Source organism: Selenomonadales bacterium, assembly GCA_017442105.1.
GTDB lineage: Bacteria > Bacillota > Negativicutes > RGIG982 > RGIG982 > RGIG982.
In genome coordinates this window covers 1-6186 of sequence record JAFSAX010000180.1, presented here as the reverse complement: position 1 = coordinate 6186, position 6186 = coordinate 1, and the positions used below count along the sequence as shown (strand labels likewise).

General features: G+C 49.4%; 6 protein-coding genes and 1 riboswitch. Of the genes, 5 read left to right on the top strand and 1 reads right to left on the bottom strand.

Annotation, left to right across the window (positions count from 1 at the left end; genetic code table 11):
• Nucleotides 1-236: amidase domain-containing protein (locus tag IJN28_07170; GenBank protein MBQ6713547.1), on the bottom strand; the 236-nt coding region annotated here is incomplete at its 3' end.
• 38 nt (nt 237-274) lie between these two features.
• Here IJN28_07170 and IJN28_07165 point away from each other — a divergent pair.
• The 5 genes from IJN28_07165 (at nt 275) to IJN28_07145 (ending at nt 5938) form a co-directional block, all read left to right on the top strand.
• The gene (locus IJN28_07165) at nt 275-961 is read left to right on the top strand and encodes an HAD hydrolase-like protein (GenBank protein ID MBQ6713546.1); all 687 of its coding nucleotides are present in this window, start codon (nt 275-277) and stop codon (nt 959-961) included.
• A gap of 82 nt (nt 962-1043) precedes the next feature.
• Nucleotides 1044-1475 carry a peptidylprolyl isomerase gene (locus IJN28_07160; GenBank protein MBQ6713545.1) on the top strand — a complete coding sequence of 144 codons (432 nt, stop codon included), beginning with the start codon at nt 1044-1046 and terminating at the stop codon, nt 1473-1475.
• 168 nt (nt 1476-1643) lie between these two features.
• Nucleotides 1644-2414 (top strand): TSUP family transporter, encoded by a 771-nt coding sequence (locus tag IJN28_07155; protein ID MBQ6713544.1) that lies wholly within the window; start codon nt 1644-1646, stop codon nt 2412-2414.
• A 77-nt stretch (nt 2415-2491) separates the two neighbouring features.
• Nucleotides 2492-4930 carry a DNA gyrase subunit A gene (gyrA, locus tag IJN28_07150; GenBank protein ID MBQ6713543.1) on the top strand — a complete coding sequence of 813 codons (2439 nt, stop codon included), beginning with the start codon at nt 2492-2494 and terminating at the stop codon, nt 4928-4930.
• 150 nt (nt 4931-5080) lie between these two features.
• Nucleotides 5081-5938 (top strand): YitT family protein, encoded by an 858-nt coding sequence (locus IJN28_07145; GenBank protein MBQ6713542.1) that lies wholly within the window; start codon nt 5081-5083, stop codon nt 5936-5938.
• A gap of 87 nt (nt 5939-6025) precedes the next feature.
• A riboswitch (TPP riboswitch) is annotated at nt 6026-6132 on the top strand.
• Nucleotides 6133-6186 lie beyond the last annotated feature (54 nt).

Genomic DNA, 6186 nt, shown 5'->3' with positions numbered 1-6186 from the left:
GAATGTGCCGCAAGGAGCATAGTTTCAGGAGTAAACTCACCTGTATCAAGTATTACGGGAGTATGGTCAAAACGACCGTCGCCGTCAAAATCAAGCTGTACCAAGTCTCCCGGCTCTGTTTCATCTATGGAGACCTCCACTCCCCTTGGTCCCGGGCCTCTGTTATTTATAAGAAAATTATATGTATCAGATGTGCGGCTCGGGCTGTCGTCTTCTCTTTTTGTATGGAAGATGATATACTGAAATGAGAAGGGTCGAGAGGAGTGCGGTCTTTATGAAAGTGCTGTTTTGGGATATCGACGGGACGCTCTTGCAGGCAGGAAAAGCAGGGCTTTTTGCGTTCGATGAGGCTGTTCGTGAGATATACGGGCAGACGATCGATTATGCGTCGATCAAGACGAGCGGTATGACGGATAATTATATAGCAGAGCAGATCATCGAGAAGATCGAGCGTCGCAGGGCACTACCGTTCGAGGTGATGCGGCTGACGATGCGCTATGAACAGCTGTTGCCGCATTATCTGACGATCAAGGAAGGGTATGTTCTGCCGGGCGTAGCGGAGATGCTCACCGAGCTTCATACGCATGATGATTATGTGCAGCTTATTTTGACGGGCAACAGTCGCCGCGGCGGAGAGGAGAAGCTGAAGTATTACAGACTTGATTCGTTTTTCGACCTCGATCACAGCGCATTCGGCGACGATTGCATCGACCGTAACGAGATATCGGCGAAGGCACGCCGCATCGTGCATGATGTGTATCCGAGCGTGACAGCGGACGAGATATATGTGATCGGTGATACGCCGAACGATGTCAGATGCGGGAAAGCGATCGGTGCGCGTACGATCGCTGTTGCCAGCGGACGGTTCTCGTTTGAGGAGCTGGCACGTTGTATGCCGTGGTGGGCGATGGAAAAACTCGCCGAGCCAAAAGAATTTTTGGCAATGATAGAAAAAAAGTAAAAAATGTGATAAAATAAATTGTTATCATATATCAATAGATGGTAATGATAAAATGAAGATAATTACATGAGGTGACGATATTATGACAAAAGCTGTTATCGAAATGGCAAAAGGCAACATCGTAATTGAATTGTTCGAAAAAGATGCACCGGGTACGGTCGCTAACTTCGTAAAACTTATCAACGAAGGTTTCTACAATGGTCTTTCGTTCCACCGCGTTATTCCGGGTTTCGTAGCACAGGGCGGCTGCCCGTACGGTACGGGTATCGGTGGTCCGGGCTACACGATCCCGTGCGAAACGAAAAATAACCCGAACAAACACGTTCGCGGCGCACTCTCCATGGCACATCGCGGTCCGAACACGGGCGGCAGCCAGTTCTTCATCGTATATGAACCGCAGCCGCATCTCGATGGTGTTCATACGGTATTCGGTCAGGTCATTGAAGGTATGGACGTTGTCGATCAGATCAATCAGGGCGACTTGATGCAGAACGTTACGGTCGTAACGGAGTAAGACGAAACGAGAGCGGATAGGCTCATTTTTCACAAGAAAATATAGTCGTTCGTTATGATGTCGGACGACTAAACCGTGTTTCCCCACGACTTATCTGTTGTGGGGAAACTGTGTTTTTCTTATGAAGGCTGATTCACGCTTTTTCGTTTTGATCACATGGGGGATATGATGTTAGAAGAAATATCACTGGAAATAATCTTGCTTTTGGTAGGCGCCGGTTTTCTCGCGGCGTTTATCGACTCGGTCGTCGGAGGCGGCGGTATGATCAGCCTGCCTGCGCTTCTTCTCACGGGACTCGATCCTGTCCTTGCGCTCGGTACGAATAAGCTTGGTTCGACGATGGCGAGCTTTGCTTCTACGATATCGTTTCTGCGGTCGGGTATCGTAGAGGTCAACGTGGTGAAGTATTTGTTCCCGCTGTCGCTCATCGGTTCGGTGCTCGGTGTTATGCTTTTGCAAGTAATGCCGCCCGATGTCCTGCGTCCGATCGTTGTCGTGATGCTTGCCATCGTGACGATCTACAGCATTGTGCGTAAGGAGTGGGGCTCTGTATCGACGTACAAGGGCATGACGACGAAAATGATGATGGCGAGCATGCTGGTCGCACTTTTCTTCGGTGCGTATGACGGCTTCTTCGGCCCCGGGACAGGCTCGTTCCTCTTGTTTGCGTTTTTGTTCCTCGGCTTTGACTTCGTGCGTGCGGCAGGCAATGCCAAAGCACTTAACTTTGCCTCGAATATCGCGGCACTTGTGACGTTCTTTTATTTTGGCAATATCGATTATACATACGGCCTTATCATGGGTGCGGCGATGATCTTCGGTGCGATCTGCGGTACGCGCGTTGCCATCACCAAAGGTGCATCGTACGTCAAACCGCTGTTTATCATCGTATCGACGCTTCTTGTCGGAAAACAGGTTTGGGAATTGTTCTTTAAATAATGTCAAAAATGTGTTAAAATAAAGTATTAGATTTTATAAAAATTTTTTATAAAAAATTGCGTAACAGGGGTGAGAATGTGGATTTTGGAGCGGGTAAAGTCGTTCCTGTACAGATCGTGCAGGAAATGAAAAACTCCTATATTGATTATGCGATGAGCGTTATCGTCATGCGTGCTCTTCCTGATGTACGCGATGGCTTAAAACCGGTACACCGCCGTATTCTGTACGCGATGCACGAAGCAGGTATGGCACCGAACAAACCATACAAAAAATCGGCGCGTATCGTCGGGGAAGTACTGGGTAAATATCATCCGCACGGCGACAGCTCGGTATATGATGCGACTGTTCGTCTGGCGCAGGATTTTTCGACGCGTTATATGCTCGTAGACGGTCACGGCAACTTCGGTTCGATCGACGGTGACTCTGCGGCAGCAATGCGTTATACAGAAGTACGTATGTCGCGCGCGGCAGAAGCGATGCTTGCCGATATCGAAAAAGATACGGTCACGTTCGTACCGAACTATGATGAATCGCTCAAAGAACCGAGCGTACTTCCGTCGAAGATCCCGAGCCTCTTGGTCAACGGTTCTTCCGGTATCGCGGTCGGTATGGCAACGAATATTCCGCCGCACAACATGGGTGAGGTCATCGATGCGATCGTCATGAAAATTGACAATCCCGATGTCACGATCCCCGAATTGATGACGAAATTAAAAGGCCCCGACTTCCCGACGGGTGCTATGATCTTAGGTCGCGACGGCATTTTGCAGGCGTATATGACAGGTCGCGGTACGGTCAAGATGCGTGCGAAAAGCAACATCGAAAAGATGTCGAACGGTAAATACCGTATCGTCGTCAGCGAGATCCCGTATCAGGTCAACAAAGCACGCCTTATCGAAAAGATCGCCGAGCTCGTTCGCGACAAACAGATCGAAGGCATCACCGACCTTCGTGACGAGAGTGACCGCAAAGGTATGCGCATCGTCATCGAGCTTCGCCGTGATGTCAATGCCGACGTCGTCTTGAATCAGCTCTACAAGCATACACAGCTTCAGGAATCGTTCGGTATCATCATGCTTGCTCTCGTTGACGGTCACCCGCGTGTCCTCAACTTAGACCAGGTACTCCATTACTATATCAAACATCAGGAAGACGTTATCACGCGTCGTACGCGCTTTGAGCTTGCGAAAGCCAAAGCACGCGCACATATCTTGGAAGGTCTTCGCATCGCGCTCGACCATATCGAAGCCGTGATCGCACTTATCCGTGCATCCAAAACGGCTGACGAAGCACGCAACGGCTTGATGGAAGCATTCGGCCTTTCGGAAAAACAGGCACAGGCTATCCTCGATATGCGTCTTCAACGCCTCACAGGCCTCGAACGCGACAAGATCGAAGAAGAATTCCAAGCACTTATGAAAGAGATCGCTTGGCTCGAATCCGTCCTCGCCGACGAAGGAAAGGTGCTGGGCATCATCAAAGAAGAGCTTCTTGAAATGAAACGCAAATTCGGTGACGATCGTCGTACGACTATCACGGACGATACATCGGACATCTCGAATGAAGAGCTTATTGCCGTAGAAGACATCGTTCTTACGCTCACGCACGGCAACTACATCAAGAGCATGCCTGTCAGCACGTACCGCAGTCAAAAACGCGGCGGTCGCGGTGTCACGGGCATGGGTACGAAAGAAGAAGATTTCGTCGAACATATGTTCATCACGACGACGCATCATAATATCCTCTTCTTTACAAACCGCGGTCGTATGTACCGCATCAAAGGGTACGATATCCCGTCCGCAGGCAGAACGGCTCGCGGAACGGCGATCGTCAATCTCCTTGAGCTTGAAAAAGACGAGAAGATATCCGCCGTTATCCCTGTCAAAGAGTTCCGCGAAGATCGCTACCTCTTTATGGCGACCAAAGGCGGTATCGTGAAGAAAACACAGCTTACCGAATACGACTCGAACCGTAAAGGCGGCCTGATCGCCATCTCGCTTGATGACGATGACGATCTCATCGACGTTAAGCTGACCGACGGCGCACAAGACGTCATCATCGGAACGCAGGAAGGCGTAGCCATCTCGTTCCCTGAAGACAACGTACGTGCAATGGGTCGCAACACGCGCGGTGTACGCGGTATCAAGCTCGAAGAAGGCGACATCGTCATCGGTATGGACACGCTCAAAGCGAACTGCGAGGTCCTCAGCGTAACGAGCGAAGGCTTCGGCAAGCGTACGAACTGCGACGAATACCGTCGTCAGGCACGCGGCGGCAAAGGCATCATCAACATGAAAGTGACGGAGAAAACGGGTAAAGTCGTTGGTATCAAAGTCGTTCATGCGGGACAAGAGATGATGCTCATTTCCACGGAAGGCATCGTCATTCGTATCAATGTAGACGAGATCTCGGTCATCAGCCGCAATACGCAGGGCGTCAAAGTCATGCGTACCGACAGCAATGACCGCGTCGCGGCACTTGCCATCGCCAACCGCAAAACAGAAGCAGACGCATAAAAAACAAAAAGCAGACAGTCTGATGATTGTCTGCTTTTCTTTCTTTTAAATAAATACTAAAAAAATAGGGATTTTATATTTACTTCCTATTTAATATCATGGTATACTGAACTATACCTTAAGCGATAATGAAAAGAAGGGAGGAACCTTATGGAGGCAAAAAACAAATTCAGTGCGATAATCAAGAAGTATTTGCTGTTGACGCTCGGTGCGATCGTATACGCGGCAGGTCTGGAAACGTTCTTCGTACCGAATAACCTCATCGACGGTGGTATCGTCGGTGTTTCGATGATGATCAGTTACTTGACTGATACCCCGCTCAGCGTATTCGTCGTACTTTTGAATATACCGTTCTTATATCTCGGTTATAAGCAGATCGGTAAGACCTTCACCATATCGACGCTTTATTCCATCGTAGTATTGGCACTTGCTATCCAGTACTTTCACACGACGCCGAACATCACGTATGACATCTTTTTGGCAACGATATTCGGCGGTATCGTCGTCGGTCTTGGTGTCGGCATGATCATTCGTTACGGCGGTTCGGTCGACGGAACGGAGATCGTTGCTATCATCTCCGATCGCAAAACGGAATTGTCGGTCGGTGAAACGGTCATGATCATCAACCTCTTTATCTTGTCGAGTGCAGGTCTTGTATTCGGTTGGGAACGTGCGATGTATTCGCTCATCGCGTACTTCATCGCGTACAAGGTCATGGATCTCGTCATCTCGGGTCTTGAGGAGTCGAAAGGTGTTATGATCGTATCGGACAGATCGGACGATCTTGCCGAAACGCTTCTGGCACGTCTTGGTCGTGGTGTCACGATCCTGCACGGCGAAGGCGCGTACACGAACGAGCCGAAACGAATCCTCTATACGGTCGTTACTCGTTTGGAGGTCGCCAAGCTGAAAGCCATCGTCAAAGAAAAAGATCCCAGCGCGTTCTTGTCCATCTACAACATCAACGATGTCGTCGGCGGCCGCGTGAAGAAAAAATCAATACACTAACAAGAAGGCAGGCTTTGAGCCTGTCTTTTTTGCATGATTTCCGCTTGCGTTTTATATCTTCGCGCGGTATAATGTAGCCACAATCACATAGGTTGGCAGGGGAGCTTGTTGAGCAGGCTGAGAGGAAGCGGATAGCTTCGACCCTTTTACCTGATACGGATAATGCCGTCGTAGGAAGTCAGAGAAAGAGCGTACGGAGGCACCGAAAGGATGCCTCTTATTTTTATATGGAAACGAAATGAGGGAAT